The organism is Methanobrevibacter sp. 87.7, assembly GCF_002208625.1.
GTDB lineage: Archaea > Methanobacteriota > Methanobacteria > Methanobacteriales > Methanobacteriaceae > Methanarmilla.
On record NZ_MRCT01000013.1, the window covers coordinates 1 to 20,671 of the forward strand.

18 protein-coding genes, 1 tRNA gene and 1 other RNA gene are annotated in these 20,671 nt (G+C 25.9%); 14 read left to right on the forward strand and 6 right to left on the reverse strand.

The annotated features are described in order from the left end of the window. Nucleotides 1–502: 502 nt before the first annotated feature. From BGI41_RS01335 to npdG, 4 genes are all read left to right on the forward strand, one after another. Nucleotides 503–1,684 (forward strand): iron-containing alcohol dehydrogenase, encoded by a 1,182-nt coding sequence (locus BGI41_RS01335; RefSeq protein ID WP_088538453.1) that lies wholly within the window; start codon nucleotides 503–505, stop codon nucleotides 1,682–1,684. Nucleotides 1,685–1,712: 28 nt separating this feature from the next. Then, entirely contained in the window at nucleotides 1,713–3,206 is a 1,494-nt protein-coding gene (locus BGI41_RS01340; RefSeq protein ID WP_088538454.1) for an aldehyde dehydrogenase family protein, read from the forward strand. Between the two features lie 84 nt (nucleotides 3,207–3,290). Then, nucleotides 3,291–3,773, forward strand: a complete 483-nt coding sequence (locus tag BGI41_RS08315; protein WP_143744753.1) for an NUMOD1 domain-containing DNA-binding protein — start codon at nucleotides 3,291–3,293, stop codon at nucleotides 3,771–3,773. After that, entirely contained in the window at nucleotides 3,763–4,440 is a 678-nt protein-coding gene (gene npdG / locus BGI41_RS01350; protein ID WP_088538455.1) for an NADPH-dependent F420 reductase, read from the forward strand. Before BGI41_RS08315 ends, npdG begins: the two co-directional genes overlap by 11 nt. Nucleotides 4,441–5,232: 792 nt before the next feature. Here npdG and map read toward each other — a convergent pair. After that, complete coding sequence (gene map, locus BGI41_RS01355; protein WP_088538456.1) at nucleotides 5,233–6,168, reverse strand: type II methionyl aminopeptidase; 936 nt, start codon at nucleotides 6,166–6,168, stop codon at nucleotides 5,233–5,235. A gap of 163 nt (nucleotides 6,169–6,331) precedes the next feature. Between map and BGI41_RS01360 the strand changes: the two genes are divergently transcribed. From BGI41_RS01360 to BGI41_RS01390, 7 genes are all read left to right on the forward strand, one after another. Then, complete coding sequence (locus BGI41_RS01360; protein WP_088538457.1) at nucleotides 6,332–6,730, forward strand: hypothetical protein; 399 nt, start codon at nucleotides 6,332–6,334, stop codon at nucleotides 6,728–6,730. Between the two features lie 12 nt (nucleotides 6,731–6,742). Next, nucleotides 6,743–7,261 carry a hypothetical protein gene (locus tag BGI41_RS01365; RefSeq protein WP_088538458.1) on the forward strand — a complete coding sequence of 173 codons (519 nt, stop codon included), beginning with the start codon at nucleotides 6,743–6,745 and terminating at the stop codon, nucleotides 7,259–7,261. A 67-nt stretch (nucleotides 7,262–7,328) separates the two neighbouring features. Beyond that, nucleotides 7,329–8,816, forward strand: a complete 1,488-nt coding sequence (locus BGI41_RS01370; RefSeq protein WP_088538459.1) for a sodium-dependent transporter — start codon at nucleotides 7,329–7,331, stop codon at nucleotides 8,814–8,816. Nucleotides 8,817–8,947: 131 nt separating this feature from the next. Further along, a tRNA-Met gene (locus BGI41_RS01375) sits at nucleotides 8,948–9,022 on the forward strand. A gap of 33 nt (nucleotides 9,023–9,055) precedes the next feature. Beyond that, nucleotides 9,056–9,336: RNase P RNA component (gene rnpB, locus BGI41_RS01380), an RNA gene on the forward strand. A gap of 311 nt (nucleotides 9,337–9,647) precedes the next feature. Then, nucleotides 9,648–9,992 carry a transporter gene (locus tag BGI41_RS01385; RefSeq protein WP_088538460.1) on the forward strand — a complete coding sequence of 115 codons (345 nt, stop codon included), beginning with the start codon at nucleotides 9,648–9,650 and terminating at the stop codon, nucleotides 9,990–9,992. Beyond that, a complete protein-coding gene (locus tag BGI41_RS01390) occupies nucleotides 9,989–10,324 on the forward strand; it encodes an EamA family transporter (protein WP_088538461.1) in 336 nt (111 codons plus the stop codon). Before BGI41_RS01385 ends, BGI41_RS01390 begins: the two co-directional genes overlap by 4 nt. Before the next feature lie 270 nt (nucleotides 10,325–10,594). On the opposite strand, the gene dnaJ is transcribed toward BGI41_RS01390, so the two are convergent. From dnaJ to BGI41_RS01405, 3 genes are all read right to left on the reverse strand, one after another. Continuing rightward, nucleotides 10,595–11,737 (reverse strand): molecular chaperone DnaJ, encoded by a 1,143-nt coding sequence (dnaJ, locus tag BGI41_RS01395; protein WP_088538462.1) that lies wholly within the window; start codon nucleotides 11,735–11,737, stop codon nucleotides 10,595–10,597. Nucleotides 11,738–11,840: 103 nt separating this feature from the next. Then, a complete protein-coding gene (gene dnaK, locus BGI41_RS01400) occupies nucleotides 11,841–13,724 on the reverse strand; it encodes a molecular chaperone DnaK (RefSeq protein WP_088538463.1) in 1,884 nt (627 codons plus the stop codon). 146 nt (nucleotides 13,725–13,870) lie between these two features. Next, nucleotides 13,871–14,413, reverse strand: coding sequence for a nucleotide exchange factor GrpE (locus tag BGI41_RS01405; protein WP_088538464.1), 543 nt, complete (start codon nucleotides 14,411–14,413; stop codon nucleotides 13,871–13,873). A gap of 281 nt (nucleotides 14,414–14,694) precedes the next feature. Here BGI41_RS01405 and BGI41_RS01410 point away from each other — a divergent pair, with 281 nt between their 5' ends. After that, the gene (locus tag BGI41_RS01410) at nucleotides 14,695–15,249 is read left to right on the forward strand and encodes an ArsR family transcriptional regulator (protein ID WP_088538465.1); all 555 of its coding nucleotides are present in this window, start codon (nucleotides 14,695–14,697) and stop codon (nucleotides 15,247–15,249) included. Nucleotides 15,250–15,360: 111 nt separating this feature from the next. Here the strand turns inward: BGI41_RS01410 and BGI41_RS01415 are convergent, their stop codons facing one another. Together BGI41_RS01415 and BGI41_RS01420 are read right to left on the reverse strand one after the other, a co-directional pair. Next, nucleotides 15,361–15,897, reverse strand: coding sequence for a class I SAM-dependent methyltransferase (locus BGI41_RS01415; RefSeq protein ID WP_088538466.1), 537 nt, complete (start codon nucleotides 15,895–15,897; stop codon nucleotides 15,361–15,363). A 133-nt stretch (nucleotides 15,898–16,030) separates the two neighbouring features. Next, complete coding sequence (locus BGI41_RS01420; protein WP_088538467.1) at nucleotides 16,031–16,915, reverse strand: pantoate kinase; 885 nt, start codon at nucleotides 16,913–16,915, stop codon at nucleotides 16,031–16,033. A gap of 389 nt (nucleotides 16,916–17,304) precedes the next feature. Between BGI41_RS01420 and BGI41_RS01425 the strand changes: the two genes are divergently transcribed. Together BGI41_RS01425 and BGI41_RS01430 are read left to right on the forward strand one after the other, a co-directional pair. Further along, complete coding sequence (locus BGI41_RS01425) at nucleotides 17,305–17,973, forward strand: histidinol phosphate phosphatase domain-containing protein (protein ID WP_233126290.1); 669 nt, start codon at nucleotides 17,305–17,307, stop codon at nucleotides 17,971–17,973. A 466-nt stretch (nucleotides 17,974–18,439) separates the two neighbouring features. Next, nucleotides 18,440–20,500 carry a Coenzyme F420 hydrogenase/dehydrogenase, beta subunit C-terminal domain gene (locus tag BGI41_RS01430; RefSeq protein WP_088538468.1) on the forward strand — a complete coding sequence of 687 codons (2,061 nt, stop codon included), beginning with the start codon at nucleotides 18,440–18,442 and terminating at the stop codon, nucleotides 20,498–20,500. Nucleotides 20,501–20,671: the final 171 nt, after the last annotated feature.

The following is a 20,671-nucleotide window of genomic DNA, read 5'->3' on the forward strand; positions in this document are numbered from 1 at the left end:
TTGTTAAATTCTTTTATTGTATATTTTTCATTTAAAGTCAATTTGTTATTTATTTTCTTCTTTTTATTATATAATTAATTTAAATTTTTGTTTTATTATTATCTAACATTGCAACATTTTCTTAACATTTGAATATATTTCAAACTCTTTAAATAGAACATTATTTTATATAATTAATTGTAATATCAATACAGGCGCTAATAATGTTCAATATGTGTAAAGAAAAGTTAATTAATATTAAAACAATTCGTAATTGTTAAAATTAAATTTAATAATTTTTATATTTTAATTTTTTTACTTATTTTTGTTTTATTATTACTTTAATTCTTTTTTTACCATATTATGGAATTTTAACTAAATAATTAAAGGGAATTTGTATTTTTTATTTTGCTCTTCTTTATTTTAATGAACATTATTTTTCTTATGTATTGTGGGTCTTTATATGAACTTTAATAAAATATTTTAAAATATTTTTAAAAATTTTAATTGGGGGAAGTATATTATGGATAAAACTAGATTTACAGTACCTAGAGATATATATGTAGGAGAAAATTCATTAGAAAATTTAAAAGATTTAAAAGGTAAAAAAGCTTTTATAGTTATTGGTGGTGGATCCCTTAAACGTTTTGGATTCCTTGATAAAGTAATGGATTATTTACACGAAGCAGGTTTTGAAACAAAATTATTTGAAGGTGTAAAATCTGATCCTTCTGTTGACACTGTCATGGAAGGTGCTAAACAAATGTGTGAATTTGAACCAGATTGGATTGTTGCTATGGGTGGTGGTTCTCCTATTGATGCAGCAAAAGCAATGTGGATTTTTTATGAATATCCTGATTTAACTTTTGAAGAAGCTTGTGTTCCATTTGGTTTACCAGAAATGAGAAAAAAAGCAAAATTCTGTGCTATTGGTTCAACTAGTGGTACTGGTACAGAAGTAACTGCATTTTCTGTAATTACTGATTATAATACTGGTATTAAATGGCCTATAGCTGATTTTGAAGTTACACCTGATGTTGCAATTGTTGATCCTCAATTACCTGCAACTATGCCTAAAAAATTAGTAGCTCATACTGGAATGGATGTATTAACTCATGCTATTGAAGCATATACTGCAGCTACTCATCAACCATTTGCTGATGCAATGGCTTTAGATGCAATTAGGCTTGTTCTTGAGAACCTAAAAGCTTCATTTGATGGAGATATGGATGCAAGAGAAATGATGCATTATGCTCAATGTGAAGCAGGTATTGCATTTTCTAATGGATTATTAGGTATTGTTCATTCAATGGCACATAAAACTGGTGCAGCTTTCTCAACAGGACATATTCCTCATGGTGAAGCTAATGCTATGTATTTACCATATGCAACAAGGTTCAATGCTAAAGAAGATCCTTCAAGATATGCAGCAATTGGTAGATATCTTGGTTGGGAAGGTACTGATGAAGAACTTGTTGAAAAATTATGTAATACTGTTGCAGATTTTAACAAATACTTAAGTATACCTCATGATTTAAAAGAATTTGGTATTAAAGAAGACGAATTTAATGAAAAAGTAAAACAAATTGCAGAAAATGCTATGGGAGATGCTTGTACTGCTGCTAACCCTAGGGAAATGACAGCAGAATTATTTGAAAAATTATTACACAACATTTACTATGGTATTGATGAAATCGATTTCTAAGATTGGATATTATTAAAAAGGTTATATTATGAAAATTCCAGAAAATCCTGCAGATAAAGAATATAAATTATATATAAATGGTCAATGGAAAGATGCATCTGATGGTGGTAAATTCGATACATTTTGTCCAGCAAATGGTGAAAAATTATCTACTTGTGCAGAAGCAACTAAAGAAGATGTAGATGAAGCTGTTGAAGCTGCTAATGTAGCATTTAATGATTGGAAATTAGTTGACCCAATTGAAAGAGAAGAAATTTTACTTAAAATTGCAGATATCATTGATGACAATATGGATAAATTAGCAATGATTGAAACTTTAGATAATGGTAAACCAATAAGAGAAAACATGGCTATAGATATGCCATTTTCATCAGATCATTTCCGTTATTTTGCTGGTGCTGTTCGTACTGAAGAAGGTTCTGCAAAAATGTTAGATAACAATACTTTAAGTTTAATTTTAAGAGAACCAATTGGTGTTGTTGGTCAAATTGTACCTTGGAATTTCCCATTTTTAATGGCAGCATGGAAATTAGCACCTGTACTTGCAGCAGGTTGTTGTACTGTATTTAAACCATCAAGTTCAACTCCATTAAGTGTACTTGAATTTGCTAAATTAACTGAAAAAGTAATTCCTAAAGGTGTATTTAATGTTATTACTGGTAAAGGTTCTAAATCAGGTCAATATATATTAGATCATCCTGGATTTAGAAAATTAGCATTTACTGGTTCTACTGAAATTGGTTGTAATGTTGCAGATGCAGCTGCATGTAAATTAATTCCATCAACTCTTGAATTAGGTGGTAAATCTGCAAATATATACTTCGCAGATTGTAAATGGGATATGGCAATTGATGGTTTACAATTAGGTATTCTTTTCAACCAAGGTCAAGTATGTTGTGCAGGTTCTCGTGTATTTGTACAAGAAGAAATTTATGATAAATTTGTTAAAGAAGCAGTTGATCAATTTAGTAAAATAAATGTTAATATGCCATGGAAAGAAGATACTCAAATGGGTTCTCAAATTAATGAAAGACAAGTTCAAAAAATTGAGAAATGTGTCCAAGATGGTGTAAAAGAAGGTGCTACAATAGCAGTTGGTGGTGAAAGATTTACTGAAGGTCCACTTTCTGAAGGAAGTTTCTTTAAACCAACTTTATTAACTAATGTTACAAATGACATGAAAGTTGCTCAAGAAGAAATATTTGGACCTGTTGCTGTTGTTATTCCATTTAAAGATGAAAAAGATGTTGTTGAAATGGCAAATGATAGTAGCTATGGTTTAGGTGGAGCAGTCTGGACTCGTGATATTAATCGTGCTATACGTGTATGTAATGCAATTGAAACTGGTCGTATGTGGGTAAACACATATAATGCAATTCCTGCAGGTGCTCCATTTGGAGGTTATAAACAATCTGGTATTGGTCGTGAAACTCATAAAGTTATATTAGAACATTATACTCAAATGAAAAACATAATGATCAATTTATCAGAAGAACCAAGTGGTTTCTATCCAAAAAAATAAGTGTTTTTTTAGAATAATTATTGAATACTAATTTCAATAGTTATTTATTTTTTTCCATTTAGATATTTAATTAAGGTGATTCTCATGGGTGCATATGATTATAAAAAATTAATTACAAAAGAATCTTCTGATATTTATCTAAATGAGTCCTTTTTTATGGATATTTTTAGGTCTATTAGATGGGCTGACGGAGTATATTGTCCTAAATGTAAATCTTTTGATGTATATAAAAAAGGTTTTTTAAAAAAATCTAATTATAAAGGTATAATTAGAAAATACACCTGTAAAACATGTAATAATAACTTCAATGATTTTACAAATACATTCTTTGAAAATTCAAAAATCCCTATGAGTGTTTTTGCATTTATATTATTTCACATGGATTCTATGTCAGTAACTGATATGGCAAAATATTTAGGGTGTAGTAGAAACACGGTTTATAGGATAATTAAAGATATCTATAGAGCTATTGGAAATAAACATGAAAATTTTGTTTTAACTAATAATGGATACCTATCAGAATTTAAAGTTAATTTCAATGATAAAAGGTGTTTAAATGAAAATTAGTGTAATTGGAGGTACAGGTCCTCAAGGTTTAGGAATAGCAAAACGTTTAGCTATTGCTGGTGAGGATGTAATTGTTGGATCAAGAAAAGAAGAAAAAGCATTAAAAATTGTTAATGAAACTATTGATGAACTTAAAGATTATGATATTTCTCTTGAAGGTATGGCAAATGAGGATGCAGCTAAAAATGGAGATATTCTTATTATGACAGTTCCTTTAGTTGCTCAAGCTCCTACATTAAAAACAATTAAAGAGTTTGTAGGGGATAAAGTTTTTATTGATGCTACAGTTCCTCTTGAAACAGCAATTGGAGGTTCTCCTAAAAGATGTATTGGTATTTGTGAAGGTTCTGCTGCAGAAAGAACTCAAGCTTTACTAAAAGGTACTGGTGCAAAGGTTGTTTGTGCATTTTGTAATATTAGTAATTCTCTCTTATTAAATATTCCAAATGATATTGATTGTGATTGTTTAATTGCAGGAGATTATCAAGATGCAAAAGATATTTCTATGGAATTAATTAATAAGATTCCTGGTGTAAAATGTATTGATGCGGGACCTCTTGAGAGATCAAGAATGATAGAACAAATCACCCCTTTACTTATTGCTTTAAACATTAAGTATAAATCACAATTCGGTGGACTTAGAATTACTGGTATTGATTCTAAATAATTATATTCTATTGCCCTTGAGACTCTAAAATTGTTACTTAATTAGTCCCTTAAAAATTAGTTATATGATTTAAGAATCTATTGATTCTTTTTTCATATAATAAACTATAAAATAAATATATTAAAAAATAACATCTTCAAAATATATTATTTTAATAATTAGGTAATTAATATAGATATTTAATCTAATGTATAATAAACAAATACTATTATTGGTTATATTAATAAAATAACTCCGTTTGGAGATTTGTACTTTGTGAAATAATCTTCCCCATATATTATTGAATCTAAAGAATATACATTATATTTTTAAGTTAATTTAAAAATTTTTTTATTAATTGTTTCCTCTTTATTAAATTATACATAAAAACCCTATAAGTATGTTAATAAAAAAACTGCTAATTTACTTAGTATTTGTTAATATTATATAAAATTAGTTACCTTATTATTTTAGATTATGGTATTAATATTTATTTGAATTTTTATTCTCCATTTAATACCATAATCTTTTTCATAACTTTTTTTAATAAATTAAATTAATTTTAATATAAATTTAAAACTATTTTTTAAATAATTATTTCCTTTAATTTTTAATAGATTGAAAATATTGATATAAAATTATTTATTAAACTTAATATTATTTAATTAAAAGTAGATATTAGTTTTTATACTATAAAATTTATAATATGTGTTTTATAAATGTTTTAAAAGTAAAATGAGAAATATAATATTTTTTATTATTATATCTAGTTGTAATTGTACAAGTTTTATTAAAAAAGATTAAATTTTAAAATTAAAGGGTTGTAACAGTACAACCATCTTCTTCAACAATCATTGTATGTTCTGTTTGAGCTACCATTCCATTTGTTTTTTCTTTTAATGGATGATATGCATATATTGCCATTGCTCTTGAAAGATTTCTCATTGAAGCATGTAATCTATTTTTATTAAAGTCTTTTGTTAACCATCTTCCAGAGAATGGTAGATCTTTATAATTATGTTCTATATGTTTTAGAACTTTCCTATCATGAGCCATTCTAAATGGTCTATCTCTCATAAATGAAAATATATATGCTCCTGGGATATCATCTACGATGCCTATACCATCAGTTGCAAATGGTTCTATAGCAATTACATCTCCTTCTTCTAGTTTATGAGTGCTATGGTTGTTATAATTTGGTATAGAAAGTCCTGCATGTAAATTCCAATGTTCAAGACTATGACCTGTTAAGTTACTAATTGGATTTAATTCATATTCATGAATTGCATCTTCTACTGCTTGACCTATTTCACCAATTTCAACACCAGCATGAACTGTATCAATTGCTGCTTTTAATGCACTTTCAGATGCTTCAATAATTTTTTGATTTTTTTCTAAAGTTTTATCATCAAATAACTCTTCAATATTATCTCCAGGTGCCATTATTGTAACCGCAGTATCTGATATATATCCATTTACTTCTGCACCAAGATCTAATTTAACTAAATCTCCAGTTACAATTTTGTTTTCATCACCAAGAGGTGAAGTATAATGTGCAGTTATTTCATTTATTGAAACATTACAGGGGAATGAAATTCCAGCACCTTTTTTTAGTATTCCTCCTTCAACAAATTCAACTAAATCTATAATTGGAGTACCATTTTTAATTAATTTTACTGCATCGTTTCTTATTTCTGATATAATTTTTCCTGCTTCTATATATGAATTTCTTTCTTCTTCAGTTAACATTATAGTTTATCCTCCTATTTTTTTTTAAATTGTTATTATAAGATATTGTTTAATAGAATTAATCATTTAACAAAATATTTTCTATTTTTTTCATAATTTTTATATACTTTTAAATATATACTAACATTATATTTAATATTTTATCACATGGAGGATATAATCTATGGAAACTTTAGTAATACCAAATCAGATTTTTATTTTAATTCTTGTTTTGATTTTTGCTATTCTTATTATAATTGTTGTTTCTCAATGGAGAAAAGTCAAACAATCTCAAAATACTGTTAAGATGATTGATAAAGAGATTGAACTTAAAAAAATGACTATGGTAGAAAAAGATTTAGAATCTAAAAGATTAATGGAAAATCCTATACCATTACCTAAAGAGCAACAAGAACATCTTTCAGCTATTAGACAATCTACTTCTGAATTAATGAATGAAATAGGTTATAAACATACTGAAATTAATGAAAGATTAGCACGTTTAGAAGCACAAACTGAACAGAAAAAACTTGAAAAAATGCTTAAAAACATTGAAGAAAAGGAGAAAAAACTTCAAAAATAATGAGGTTATAATATGGGTGTCATAGAAGCATTAGCTATTATTATTTTAATATTAGCTATTTTTATTTTAATCTATTATTTTATTTTAAATAATTCTAAATCATTTAATGGTTTTAATTTTAATGTTCCTAATGTTAATTCTGAAAAAGAAGAAATGTCTGGTTCTGGAACAAATTCTGTTGATATTGATTTTGATGATGACGAGGATGAAAATATTGAGATTAATAAAGAATCTAATTCCATGTCTAAATTTAAAGACATGATTAATGATTATGATATGTCTAGTTTTAATACAGATGCTTTCTCTCAAAAAATCGATGCATTTCTTGATGAAAAAAGTGATCAACTTATTGAAGATTGGTCATTAGCTACTCAAAATGATCTAGATACTTTAGAAAGAAGATGGGCTTCAGCTAATGAATCTATTGAAGATTTAGAAAAAAGATTTGATGAATATTCTGAATTTACTAATGAAAGATTAGAATCATTGGATAAAAGAATTGAAGCTTTAGAAGAAGATAAAGATAATTAATTCTTTACTTTTTTCATTTTTAACTACTTTTTTTAATTATTATTTATATTTGTTTTAGGGGAATTTTATGGAGGATAATGAAAGACCATTATTTAATACACGTATGGCGTTTATTTTTGCTATGATGGGTTCTGTTATTGGTTTAGGAAATATATGGAGATTTCCATATGTTTTATACACTAATGGTGGAGCTTCTTTTATTTTAGCTTATTTGATTGTACTTTTTGTTTTAGGTATTAATCATTTGTTTTTAGAATATGGTGTTGGTTTTAATTTTAAATCTGCAGTTGTAGGAGTATTTTCTAAAATTAATAAGAAATTTGAAGTTATTGGTTGGTTTGTACCATTTAATATTTTTTTAGTTTTAGTATACTATGTTGTTATTTTAGCATGGGCATTACTCTATTTTGGATTTAGTTTTACTAAAATGTGGGGTACAAATACAAATGCTTTTTTTGATAATATTTTATTAACTAATGGTGTTGGAAATTCTTTAATTGGAGTAACAAAAATTTCTATTCCAGTAATCATTGCATTACTTATAATATGGTTCTGTGTATGGTTTGTATCAAGTAGAGATTTAAACAAAGGTATTGCTAGAGTTACTACTATATTAATGACCTTAATGTTTATAATGATGTTTTGTATTATTGTATTTGCAATTACTCTTCCTGGTTCATCTATTGGTTATACACAATTATTTAAACCTGATTGGGGAACTTTATTTAATCCAGCATTGTGGCTTGTGGTACTTGCCCAAATAGCATTTTCTATGGGGCTTGGTGATTCAACTGTTATTACTTATACTAGTTATATTGGAAATGAAGAACACCATTTAATGGACAATGCAATTATTGTAACTTTAGCTAATTTAATATTTGGTCTTTTTACAGCATTTGGTATATTTTCAATACTTGGTTTTATGTCACAAACTCAAGGTTTACCATTATCTAAAGTTGTAAATGATGGAACTGGATTAGTATTTGTTGCATTTCCTGCAATTTTTAATGTTATGGGTGATTTGGCATATATAATTGGGCCATTGTTCTTTTTGTGTTTCTTATTTGCAGGTTTTACTTCTGCAATTGCATTATTTGAACCAATGGCTTCTTCAATTAATGAAAAATTTAATTTATCACGTAAAAAATCAGCAACTATAATGGTTATTGTTGGATGTTTACTTTCACTTATATATGCTACTGGATCTGGAAGTTATATATTGTCAATAGCAGATTCATTTTTAAATGAAATCACATTGTCTCTTGTTATTCTTTCAGAAGCAATTATATTTGCATGGTTTTATGGTGCAGATAAAATTGCAGATAAATTAAATAAATATTCTACATTTAATGTAGGTAAAAAATGGAAATTAATTGTTAAATTAATTATGCCAATTGTAATTATTTATTTATGGATTAATGGAGTTATTAGTATATTTACAAGAGGAAGTCCTACTGAAATATTTATAGATGGAATATTTGTAGTTATATTATTTGTAGTTCCTATAATTCTTACAAAATTGTCTTCTAGAAATAAAAATTTTTATGAAATTTAAATTATTATAATAATTTATTTTTTTCATATTTTCAAAAATATTTAAAAAAAATCCTTTTTTTTAGAAACATTTATATACTACATTAAATATAATATATTATACAGTTGTATTATATACAAAATTATTTTTATAGCAGGGTGGGGTAGTCTGGTAATCCCGCGGGGCTCATAACCCCGAGAGCCCTAGTTCAAATCTAGGCCCTGCTACTTTTTTTAAGTTTTTTATTTTAATTAGTTATAGCAAGCTAAAGACAGTTACTGGTTTTTTACTAAGGAAACTCCATCCATCATTACAGAACTATAATGTTTTAAATGCATATGCTGAGAAGCATGACCCTGAAGCAGAAACGATACGTCTTTTAATGGATGAATATGATGTTTAACTGATGACATTAAAAGTAAACGGTGAAACGGTCAGTCTATAGGATGCAAGGATAAATTTGCTTATGACAGCTGTATGAGGCAAGGTAATTCGCGAAGATGAATACTGTTAAACAGAAGGTGGGTTACTCTTAGCAGGCTATAACTATTATAAAAACTTCTTGTATTTTTATTATTTTTAAATTATTTATTTAATTTATTTAAAATAATTCTAATTTTTATTTTAATCTTTTTAGATTTTTTTATTTTTAGCTATTTTTAATATTTTAATTGTTTTTATCTATTTGAAATTTTTTTATTTTATTTTTAAATACAAATTTTTTATTTATTTTTAGCTATTCCTAAATATATATTTTATAAAAATTAATATTTTTTAGATAATTATATATTTTATAAATTACTTATTTTAATTAGATTATTTTTTATTTTAAAAAATTAGTAGGAATTTAATATGGCAGTTAAAGTTAGAGATTATGTATTTTTACAAGCTTCTTTATTTGTCTATGCAATATGTGCTTTATGTGAAAAGTTCACATCAAGATTACCTGTAATGTCTACTGAATTTATTTTAGGATATATTTTTGTTGTTGCATTACTTGGTGTTTATGCACTTATATGGCAACAAATATTAAAACGTATTGATCTTAATATTGCATTTTCAAATAAAGCAGTTACTGTTATTTGGGGATTTATTTTAGGTTGTTTAGTATTAGGTGAAATAATCAGCTTAAAAATGGTCATAGGTGCTATATTAGTTATTACTGGAATAATTTTGTTGATGGTGAATGATAAATGAATCCTTTTATATTTTTATTTTTATTCTCAGTATTTATTGCATCTTGTTCTCAGATTCTTCTTAAAAAAAGTGCAATGCAAGAACATGAATCATTTATCCGTGAATATTTGAATCCATATGTAATTGTTGCATATTTAATGTTTTTTGCTGGAACATTAATTACAATAATATCATATAAAACAATTCCATTATCTTTCGGTTTGATTTTAGAATCTGCAGGATATATTTTTGTAGCAATACTAAGTTATCTTTTTCTTAAAGAAACACTTAATAAAAAACAAATTTTAGGTTTATTCTTAATTTTAATTGGTATTGTTATTTGTAATATTTAAGTATTTATTTTATTTTTATTTTTTTATATAGTAAATATATATAAAATTTTACTATTTTTTACAATTTTAAATATTTAATATTTTCATGAAATATTTATTCTAATTTTTTTAAATTTTTTATCTAAAAATAAGTTTATTAATTTTTTTTAGGGTTTTATTGCTTTGTTTAAGTTTTGATTTAAAAGTAGTTTTTTTAGGGTTTATTAAAAATAGTTATTTTAAATTTTATAAAAAATAATAAAAAAAGAAAAATAAGAATAAAATTCTTATTTATGAAATTGAGTCTTTCATTTTACTGAAAAATCCTTTTTTAACATGTTTAATTTTTTCTCCACTAATTTCACCAAATTTTTTAAGTAATTTAGTTTGTTCTTTATTAAGGTTTTGTGGAGTTACAACAATGACTTTTACATAAAGGTTTCCACGACGATCACTATTTAATATTGGCATACCTTGGTTACGTATTTTAAAGCTTGTATCACTTTGAGTTCCTGGTGGTATAGTAAGTGTAACTGTTTTTCCATCAATTGTTGGAATGTCTACTTTATCACCTAAACTAGCTTGTACAATACTTATTGGTTTACTATAATAAAGACGTGATCCTTCTCTTTGGAATTCTTTATTTCTTTTAATATGTACGGAAACCATTACATCTCCAGTAGGTCCATTTAATTTTCCAGCATTTCCTGCACCAGATACTCTTAAACGATCTCCTTCATTAATACCTTTAGGTATGTTAATTGTAATAGTTTGATCTTCACGAACTGTACCTTTTCCATGACAATTTGTACAAGGTTCTTTAATGATTTTTCCTGTTCCACCACATTTTCTACATGGTCTAACACTCATCATTTGTCCAAGAAGTGTATTTGTAACTTCTTTTACTTGACCAGTACCTTTACATTCTGGACAAGTTTCTGGGGAGGTTCCAGGTTTAGCTCTTGTTCCATTACATTCTGGACAAGTTACGTCATGGTGAATTCTAATATCTTTTTTAATTCCAGATGCAGCTTCTTCTAAGGTGATATCTACTTGTGTATAAATATCAGAACCTCTTTGAGGACCTGTTTTATTTCTTGATCTGTTTCCTCCACCAAATCCAAACATATCAAATATATTTCCAAGGTCAAAGTCATCAAATATGTCTTCAAAGTTTACATTTTGGTATATATCCTCAGCAGAGAATCCATTCATACCTGCATGACCGAAACGATCATATTTGCTACGTTTATCTGGATCAGATAATACAGCATATGCTTCACTAATTTCTTTGAATTTTTCAGTAGCATTTTCATCGTCACTAACATCTGGGTGGTATTTCATTGCTAATTTACGATATGCTTTTTTAATGGTCTTTTCATCAGCATCTTTATCGACACCTAAGACATCATAATAATCTCGCTTCTCTGCCAATTTCTTCACCTAATATGATAATATTAATTTTTAAAAAAATAGTAGATATAATATTTAAAATATTATATCTATCATAATATATTATTTTTTAAATATAATATATCTAATCTTTTACTTCATAATCTGCATCGATGGAATCATCATCTTTGTCATTTGATGAAGTATCTGCTCCAGCATTGTTATTATTGTTTGCTTGTTGTGCTTGTTCTTGAGCTGCAGCTTCTTGATAAACTTTAGCACCAATTTTTTGTACTGCTTCAGTTAATTCTTTAGTTTTTGATTCAATAGCATCAATATCTTCACCAGTGATAAGTTCTCTTAATTCACTTACTAATTTATCGATGTTAGATTTTTCATCATCTGATATTTTATCTTTTAATTCATCAGTAGTTTTTTCTGCAGTGTAAATCATTGAGTCAGCATTATTTCTAACTTCAATTTCATGTTCTTTTTTCTTATCTGCTTCAGCATTCATTTCTGCTTCTTTAACTTTTTCTTGGATTTCTTCATCAGATAATTTGGTACTTGAAGTAATGGTAATTGATTGTTCTTTACCAGTTCCTTTATCTTTAGCAGATACATTAATAATACCGTTTGCATCAATATCGAAAGTTACTTCAATTTGAGGTACTCCTCTTGGTGCAGGTGGGATACCTACTAATTGGAATCTTCCAAGTGTAGTGTTATCATTTGCCATAGGTCTTTCACCTTGAACAACATGAATATCTACTGAAGGTTGGTTATCTTGAGCAGTTGAGAAGATTTGACTTTTTTTAGTTGGGATTGTTGTGTTTCTATCAATAAGTTTAGTTGCTACTCCACCTAAAGTTTCAATACCTAAAGATAATGGAGTTACATCAAGTAAAACTAAATCTTTAATTTCACCAGCTAATACTCCTCCTTGAATTGCAGCACCACTACATACACATTCCATTGGGTCAATACCTCTTTCTACTGGTTTACCAATGAAGTTTTCTACATATTTTTGTACACATGGCATTCTAGTAGGACCTCCTACAAGAATAATTTTGTCAATATCTGATTTAGACATTTTAGCATCGCTTAATGCTTGTTCCATTGGTTTACCACATTTTTGTACAATAGGATCAACTAATTGTTCAAGTTTAGCTCTTGTTAAATCATTAATTAAGTTTTTAGCTTCACCATCTTTCATAGTAATAAATGGTAAGTTAACTTGACTAGTTAAAGTAGTGGAAAGTTCAATTTTTGCTTTTTCAGAAGCTTCTCTAAGTCTTTGTATTGCTTGATCATCTTCCATTAAGTCAATACCAGTTTCTTTTTTGAACTCAGATGATAAATAATTCATAATAGCATTATCCATATCTGTTCCACCTAATTTGGTATCACCACTAGTGGATTTTACTTCAAATACTCCTCCACCAAATTCCATAATGGTTACATCTAAGGTTCCTCCACCTAAATCGAAAACCATAATGTTTACGTCTTCATCTTCTTCTTGTTTATCAATACCATATGCTAAACTTGCTGCAGTAGGTTCGTTAACTAATCTTACTACATCTAATCCTGCAATAGTACCTGCATCTTTAGTTGCAGTCCTTTGGTTATCATCAAAGTATGCTGGAACAGTAATAACTGCTTTTTCAATAGGTTCTCCTAAGAAAGTTTCAGCATCTTTTTTAATTTTTTGTAAAATAAAAGCAGAAATTTCTTGTGGGGTATATTCTTTTCCTTGTACTTTTACTTTTCTATCAGTACCCATACTTCTTTTAATTGCACTAATGGTATTTTCTGGGTTGGTAATTGCTTGTCTTTTTGCTGGTTCACCAACTAATTTTTGACCATCATCAGTAAATGCAACATAACTTGGGAATGCTTTACCATATTGACTTGCACCTTCTGCACTTGGAATTACAGTTGGTTTACCACCAATGAGTACTGCTGCTGCTGAGTTACTTGTACCTAAATCAATACCAATAATTTTTTCTTTTTTAGTTTTTTCTGCCATATTATCACCATTTCTTTATTTGATAATTTAATGTATTTCTAAATTTTTAATATAGATTAAATTTAATTTTTTTATTGTCTGATTTTATTATTAATAAATTAAATTTATCTAATAAATTTTAATAATTAATAAATTTTATAATTAGTTTATTTTTTACAAACTTTTACTTTTGAATATCTAATAACATCGCCTTTTAAGGTGTATCCTTTCATAAGTTCTTGAATAATGTATCCATTTTCTACATCAGGATCATTTTCGACTAATAAAGCATCATGTTTTAAAGAATCAAATTTTTCTCCTTCTGCAGGAATTTCTTCAACACCTTCTTTTTTAAGAGTATCCTTTAATTTTTTATAAATTAATTCTACTCCTTCTCTAAGCTCTTTTTCACTATTAGATTTCTCAAGTGCTCTACCAAGATCTTCATAAGGATCTAATATTTTTTCAATTAAATCTTTATTAGCAAATTTGATAATATTTTTTTCTTTTTTCTCAGTTTGTTTTATTAAATTTTCAAAATCTGCTTGAAGTCTTTGTAAATGAGAAATATATTCTTGAATTTCTTCATCTTTTTTATCAAGTTCTGATTCCATTTTAGCTAATTTATCTTCCATAGTTTCAGGTTCTTTATTTTCTTCAGATACTTTATCTTCAGAATCTAATTTGGAATCTTTTTCTTTATTAGCCATTTGGTCACCTTTTTTAATTAATTATAAGATAACAATAAGTTTAATATTCATATTTTTATTTATTTAATCTTTAATACAATGGTTACATTTGAAAGATAAAATCATTTTAACTTTAATATTTATTTATGAAATATGAATATATAGGACATTAGTTATTAAAAATAACCATTGTATTAAAGATTTTTTCTACATAAAATATTAAAGTAACCAAAGGTTATCTTTCTTATTTATCTTATAGTAACCAAAAGTTATATAAAGTTTTTGGTTTATAATATAAATTGATGACAGAAAAAGAAAATATTGAAAATTCAAATAATAATAATCTAAACCATGATATTGATATGGATGAAATTTTGGATATTATGGGGTCTCGTACTAGACGAGAAATTATTAATTTACTAAGGGAAGAACCTATGTTCGTTAGTGAAATATCTAAAGAATTAAACATAGGTCAGAAAGCTGTTATCCAACATTTAAGAGCAATGGAAAAAGCAGGTCTCTTAAAATCTTCTTATAAAAAAATAATTAGAGGTAGACCTCGTAAATATTATGATTTACCTAATGATGTTACTGTTAACATCGTTATTAGCCAAAATGTATTTAATGTCAATATTTCAGAGGATAGATTAAATCAAAAACAATTACCTTCTGGTGATGAATGGTCTAAATTATTAAATTTAGAGAAAAAAATTGATCAAGGTCATTATGAAGCTGTTGAAGAATTAAAAGCTCAAATACATTTATATAAAAATCTACTTGAAAGAGCAGAATATATATTAGAACGTACTTATAATCAGAAAAATAATTCTTCAAAGGATACTTATCAATTTGAATAATCTTTAATTATTTAGATTATTCATTTCCTTTTATTTTTTTATAGTTGTATATTTTTAGTTTTTTTAAAAAAAGTTTATAATTTTTTTATATTTTAATAAAAATTAATTTAATTATTTATTTTTAAGTGAATTTGTCCATAAGTTAAATTCTTTAATTTGTGGAGGAATTCCTTCATCACCATAAGAGTCTAAATATCCATTTTTAGAATTTAAATTTTCTTCAACTTTAGATGTATTTACAAAGTCTATTAATCCTTTATTTCTGATAATTGAGTCTCTTGGTTTAAATGTTGAAGACCATATATAAAATACTTTAAATACAGTATCTGGATGATAACCACCACCTAAATCAACAGATAGTAGGTTACATTTTTCTGTAAGTTTACAAGCTTCTTTAATAATATTATGGAGTCTTACATCTCCGCTTATAAATTCTATATTAGAATATTCTTTTTCTAATTTTTTCATTTTTGGAACTGCTTCTGGACTATTGTCTATTGCTATTAATTTACCTTCTTTAATTATTTCTGCAATAATTTTTGAACTTCCACCAACATGACATCCAAGTTCTATTACTGTATCAGTAGGTTTTAATATTTTTTTAAGATTTTTTCTATATAATTTTATATTGTAGTTAAGTTGAATCATGTACTCACATTTTTTAAGATTTTTTGTATTTTAGGTATTGTGTTTTTAATTATTTTTTCTTATATATTGTGTTTATTTAATTATTTAGTGTTTATAATTTTTATATTGGATTAAATTATTGTAAACTTTTTAATTACTTTTTAATTTGTATTCCAGTACTTTCAATATTACTAATCATGTATTCTTCCTTATTTAATGTGCTTGTATCTTTACATAATCCAAAAACAGTATTTCCAATCATTGCCATTGATGAACCAATACAAAATTCATTAAATTCATTAATTAAATCAATAATCTCATTATTAAATAATCCAATATTTTTTGAGAAATTATAAGAACATTTTATAAAGTTTTCACTATTTTGGTTTTTTAAATATTCTTTTTGTGCTTTAAGTCCTTCATTTGTTATTTTTTTCTGATAATCTGGGTCTGTTATTATTTCAGAGGTATCAATTTTATCTAATGATTTTGATACTATTTTATAATCTGATGTTATGTACTGTGTTTTTCCAATTCCGGGTGCTCCAGGTTTTGTTCTAAGTACAATTCCTTTAGACATTTCTGCTATTACATCTCCAAGTCCACAATTTAAGGAAACTTCACTAAGATGTGCATATTTTCCTGCTTCTTTATAGGTAATTGGTAAATTTAATATATCTTTTAATAAGATTGCTATTCCTAAACTTGATGATGCTGAAGTTCCAAATCCACATCCAATAGGTACTTCAATATTATGATTAACTTCAAGTCCATTAATACCAAGATTATCTAAATATTTATCAATCGGATAATCTTTATTTATTATTTTAAGTGTTTCTTCGCTTATAATTGCATTATATTTGTTCTCTTTACCATTAATTTTAATATGTATTCCATCTTTATTTGTTTCTTTAATACTTGTAGTAACTCCTTTATCAAGTAAAACTCCACAACCTAGTGATCCTTTTTCTAATTTATTCTTTTTTGGAAATATTGAAAAAAACCCAGTTATATGTCCTGGTACAAATACTGAAATCATTTTACCCCTTTGTTTTTTTATTAAAATTTTTATTAATAAGTTTTAAATTAGATTTCTTTATTTTTTTATAATATGTAAAACTCTTATTTTAATTTTTTTAATAAAATTATTTTAAAAAACTTATTAATTATAATATTATATATTATATTAAGTTTAGTTAATATAAAATTATTTTAAGAAATAGTTGAGTTTATGTTAAGTTTTGATAAAATTATTTTTAAGAAATAGTTGAGTTTATGTTAAGTTTTGATAAAATTATTTTTGAGAATTAGTTGTTAGAGTTTTATGTTAAGTTTTTTTTTATAAAATTATTTTAAAAAATAATTATTAAATTAATTTTAATATTATATATTATAATATATGTTAAATTTTATAGTTGGAGATTAAAAATGACTAATAAAAGAATTGATTTACACATGCATAGTTTATTTTCAGATGGTGAAGTACTTCCTTCAGAACTTGCAAGAAGAGCATATGTTTTAGGTCATAGTGATATAGCTATTACAGATCATGTTGATTATTATAATATTAATAATATTGTTCATATACAAGATGCAATTGATGATATAAATAGTAATTGGGATATTAATGTTATACTTGGTGTTGAAATAACTCATGTTCCACCTTCATCTATTAAACCACTTGCAATTAAAGCAAGAGAATTAGGTGCTAAGATTGTTGTAGTTCATGGTGAAACTTTATCTGAACCAGTAATTGAAGGTACAAATCATGCTGCTGCTATGTGTCCTGAAGTAGATATTATTGGTCATCCCGGTTTAATTTCAGAAGAGGATGCAATTTTAGCTAAAGAAAATGATATTGCTCTTGAAATTAGTTGTAGAGCAGGTCATTGTCTTGGTAATGGTCATGTTGCAGATATTGCTTCTAAAGTTGGAAATTATGTTGTAGTTGATACTGATACTCATGCTCCTGGTGATTTAGTAAGTTTTGATAAAGCATATAATATAGCATTAGGTGCAGGTTTATCTAAAGAAGAAGCAAAAAAAGCAGTTGTTGATAATCCTAAACATGTTCTTAAAAAACATGATTTAATTTAATTTTTCTTTTTTTTTTAATTAGATTCTTAAAAAGTAGGATTTTAATTTTATTTTTCTTTTTTTTTAATTAGATTCTTAAAAAGTAGGATTTTAATTTTATTTTTCTTTTTTTTTTAATTAGATTCTTAAAAAGTAGGATTTTAATTTTATTTTTTTAATTATGTTCTTTAAAAACATAATTTAATTTATTTTTTTTATTTTTTTAATATTTTTTTTTATTTTATTATTTTTTCATTGTCTTTATAATGTTTATAATATTATGATTTTTTTATTTTTTTATTTAGAAATTAATATTTTTTTTAACTTTCTAAATTCTTTTTATTTTGAGATTTTATAATTTATTTATTTTTAAATTTTAATTTAATCCTTTTTATCTTCAATTAGTTAATTTCTCTTTTAGACATTTTTTAAATAGTATATCAAACATTTAAATACTTTAATCTTAAAAGCTATAATTAGTGATAATATGATTAGTAGAATTTTTGATAAGTTTATTGAAACTATTCCTGATGAGGATAAGGAATATATTAAATCTAAAATAGATGATTATGTTGATAAGGAAGCATTAAAATTAGCTAAAAGTAGACATGTCGAAGTTACTGAAGATATTATTAATGAAGTAATTTCTAAAATGGGTTCATTACAAGATTTTATTAATGAAAATATTAAAGATCCTGAAGATTACACTTGGGCATTAAATAGTATTGTATATAGTGAATTCTGTGCTAAATGTGGTACTTGTAGTATTGTATGTCCAAATAATTTAATTGAATTTACAAATACTCCACATCTTGTTGAAGAATGTAGACGTGATGGTAATGGTATGTGTATGGAAGTTTGTCCTAGAATGGGTTCTGCAAGATATCAAATTAGTATTAGGGAAGACTTTAAAGAAGAATATTATTATGGTAAAGGTACACTTGACGGACAAGATGGTGGTGTAGTAAGTTCTTTCTTAAAATATCTTATGGAATCTGAAAAAATTGATGCAGCTATTGTTGTTGGGGATGAAAAATGGAAACCTGTATCAATGATTGTTAAAACTCCTGATGAATTAAAACAAACTGTTAAATCTAAATATACTATTTCTACTTTAGAAGCATTAAAAGAAGCTTATGCTCAAGGTGCTGAAAAAGTTGCAGTTGTTGGTCTTCCATGTCAAATTGAAGGTTTAAGAAAATTACAATATTTCCCATATCATGCAAAACATGATCCTGAATTAGGTTGGGATGGTAAAGCAACTAAATTACCTAAAATTGAATATTTAATTGGTTTATTCTGTACTGAAAAATTTGAAGAAGAAACTCTTTTAAATCTTTTAAAAGAACATGATATTGATATTAATGATGTTAAAAAATTCAATGTAACTAATGGTAAATTTATTATTGAAACTGAAGAAGATACTCTTAAACTTCCTGTTAAAGATATTAAATTAGCATCTGGTTGTAAATTCTGTCGTGATTTTGATTCAGATCTTGCGGATGTATCAATTGGATCTGTTGGAAGTGAAGAAGGATATTCTACTATTATTATTAGAACAGAAAAAGGTGAAGATATTAAAAATATTATTCCTTTAAAAGAAGGAGTAGATGAATCTAAAGTACAATTTTTAAGAGATTTCAAACTTAAAAGATTTAATAAAAACATTAAAGAACGTTTTGATAATGATGAATTTATTTCATATTACTGGAACAGTGATTATGGAGGAGCATCTCCTAGAATTGATGGTGATTACTTCATAAGAATGAGAGCAAATCCTTCTGGATTTTATAGTCAAGAAGAAGTTCAAAGTATTATTGATATTTCTGAAAAATATAATGCTAAAATTAAACTTACAAATAGGGAAGAATTTGAATTACATTCTGTTAAACCAATTAATGTTGAACCTATGATTTTAGATCTTCAAAAAGCAGGTTTTAGAAATGGTTCAGAAGGACCTCTTGTAAGATCACCACTTGCATGTCCTGGAAATCAAAATTGTCGTCTTGGTTTAATTGATACTACTGCTCTTGCTAAAAAAGTTGAAGATAAATTTAAAGAAAATCCTGCACCATATAAATTTAAAGTTGCAATTAGTGGTTGTCCTAATAAATGTGTAAGACCACAAGTATCTGATTTCGGTATTAATGGTTATAAATTACCTGAAACTATTGAAGAAAAATGTAATGGTTGTGGAAGATGTGCTGATGTATGTAAAGTAGATGCTCTTGAAATTAGAGGAGATCTTGCACATACTGATTATAATGTTTGTATTGGCTGTGGAAAATGTATTAAAGCATGTCCTCATGATGCTAAAGACATTAAATATGATGGATATAATCTTCACATTGGTGGAATGAGTGGTCGTAAAATCGTTGAAGGTTTAACTTTAAATGTTGATAATGAAGAGGATATTATAAAATTAATTGATGCTGTAATGAAAGTTTATAATAAATATGGTATTAAACCTCAAAAAGAAAGAGTTGGAACCACTATGCAACGTATTGGTCAACTTAAATTTATGGAAGAAGTTTATAAATTATTATAACTTCTTTTATTTTTTATTTTTTTAAAAATTAGTCTTTTTTTAATGTTTTAGCTATTTATTTAATCTTGCTATATTTTTAACTATTTAATTTAATTTTTATTAGCTATTTATTTAATTTTAACATGTTAACTATTTGATTTAAATTTTTATTTAGCTATTTTATCTTTATTT